Genomic DNA, 1,480 nt, shown 5'->3' on the forward strand with positions numbered 1-1,480 from the left:
AAAAGCAGGCCCCAATTGCTGGGAGCTGCTTTTTTTACTTGGGTTAAGGCACATTATGTTAACTAGGATTTTTTTGTTTTTATCTACGATATACAGAAAGAGGGTATACCAAATCATGAACTTGAAAACAGCATCCATGTTGTAAAATTGTAGACAAACATAATCTACCTTGACGAAAGTGGTATGCCAACTATAGAAAGAGATGAATAAAATGAGAAAGTATCATCGTGCATTAGGACTATACGGTATTATTTACTCTAAAAATAAGGGTTTGGTGGTTATAAAAAAAAATAGAGGACCGTACGTTAATAGACTTGATTTACCCGGAGGGAGTTTGGAAGACGGTGAGGAATTAAGTGCTGCGATTAAAAGAGAAATAAACGAAGAAACAGGCTTGGTTGTTTTACAGTCTCGCCAAATAGGTATTACTAGTTTTAAATATCCTTGGGACTATCTCAAATTTCACTTTAATCAGCATATTGCAGTATTTTATGATATTCAAAAATATTCGGGCAACATCGAAAAGATTCCGCTACAATTTCCGGGACAAGATTCATTAGGATCTATTTTTATGCCACTAGAAAAACTAAATGAAACAAATTCATCCCCCTTAGTTTTGAAGGCTAAAGACTATTTGCAAAACAATAAACGGTTTGATGAATCTGATACAGTGTTGTTGAGATGGAACGTGTTGAACAGTGAATCTTTTTAGTTTAGACCTTTCACGAACTTATTTTTGTTTACCAAACATTCTGGACCAAAAATTTTTTTTATGAGTAGTTAATAATTTTTGTTTTTTAACTATTTTGCTTTGAAGGGAAGCTTGTAATTTTTGAGATTGGTCGGCAAGTTGATTGGCCATTTTTATTTGTTCATCTTTGATTTTTAGTTGTTCGTTTTGTGTTGCTATTTGTTTTTGTAAATCTGATATTTGGTTTCTAAGGTCTTTTTCTGTTATCGAAAAAGTGTCTCCTTTGAGTGTCTCCTTAGTGTGTCTCTTTTCATTTGAGGAGACACTTTTGGAGACACTTTTTTTGCGTGAACCAGTTCCGGTTTTTAAGGATTTTAGGTCTTCTTTTGTATATCGACCGTTTAGCTCTAACCCTATCTTTTTAGCCTTTTTATAAAGGTAAGACCTAGATATTCCAACTTCATTTGCAAGCTCGGTTGTTGTCAATTTAAAAGTGTCTTTTTTCATGTGTCTCATTATCTCATAAGGAGACAAAATTAGGAGACACTTTTGAATCGATTTAAATTTTTCTCTTGGCAGAATAGAAAACTGTGATATGATTAGCCTATCAGCGAAAGCTAATACATTTGAATACGAAAAAGGCCATCACCTTCCTTGCCGGGAAGGTGATGGCCAGCACAGTAACTGCTGAACCCAGTTGCCATGCTTTTATTTCTATAAGTCTATCTTACCGACAGAGAAATAAATAATCAACCTTAAAAACAGGGAGATCGCATAGCAACCAGCTAG

General features: G+C 34.4%; 2 protein-coding genes. One reads left to right on the forward strand and one right to left on the reverse strand.

The genetic code is table 11. The features are described 5' to 3' along the window. The first annotated feature begins 211 nt into the window (after window positions 1-211). The gene (locus AOQ32_RS08125) at window positions 212-712 is read left to right on the forward strand and encodes an NUDIX hydrolase (RefSeq protein ID WP_059394380.1); all 501 of its coding nucleotides are present in this window, start codon (window positions 212-214) and stop codon (window positions 710-712) included. 18 nt (window positions 713-730) lie between these two features. Here AOQ32_RS08125 and AOQ32_RS08130 read toward each other — a convergent pair whose 3' ends face one another. Next, the gene (locus tag AOQ32_RS08130; protein WP_059394381.1) at window positions 731-1,198 is read right to left on the reverse strand and encodes a hypothetical protein; all 468 of its coding nucleotides are present in this window, start codon (window positions 1,196-1,198) and stop codon (window positions 731-733) included. Window positions 1,199-1,480 lie beyond the last annotated feature (282 nt).

Source organism: Fructobacillus tropaeoli, from assembly GCF_001047135.2.
GTDB classification, from domain to species: domain Bacteria; phylum Bacillota; class Bacilli; order Lactobacillales; family Lactobacillaceae; genus Fructobacillus; species Fructobacillus tropaeoli.

Bases quoted from the DNA above. Each gene is read 5' to 3' on its own strand.
- AOQ32_RS08130 (WP_059394381.1), bottom strand. From the start codon at position 1,198: ATGAAAAAAGACACTTTTAAATTGACAACAACCGAGCTTGCAAATGAA.
- AOQ32_RS08125 (WP_059394380.1), top strand. From the start codon at position 212: ATGAGAAAGTATCATCGTGCATTAGGACTATACGGTATTATTTACTCT.